Source organism: Bacillus sp. 7894-2 (assembly GCF_002272225.1).
Classification (GTDB): domain Bacteria; phylum Bacillota; class Bacilli; order Bacillales; family Cytobacillaceae; genus Cytobacillus.
In genome coordinates this window covers 1-231 of record NZ_NPDG01000179.1, presented here as the reverse complement: position 1 = coordinate 231, position 231 = coordinate 1, and the positions used below count along the sequence as shown (strand labels likewise).

At 54.1% G+C, this 231-nt stretch carries 1 pseudogene; it reads right to left on the bottom strand.

From position 1 onward, the window contains the following. Window positions 1-231, bottom strand: a pseudogene (locus tag CHI10_RS22050) (SafA/ExsA family spore coat assembly protein); the annotation flags it as partial.

Genomic DNA, 231 nt, shown 5'->3' with positions numbered 1-231 from the left:
CGGCATTTGGTGCGGCATCTGTGGCATCATTGCTCCCTGTACCTGCGGCATTTGATGCGGCATCTGCTGTCCCATATCTTCTGCGCCCATCACATCCGATGGCATTTGAGCCATTGGCATAAACGGAGAAGATTCATCATAATCCGGACTTTCTACTCCGGCCATCATACCCATATGAGGCATCTGCGGCATCATCGCTCCCTGCACCTGTGGCATCTGGTGCGGCATCTG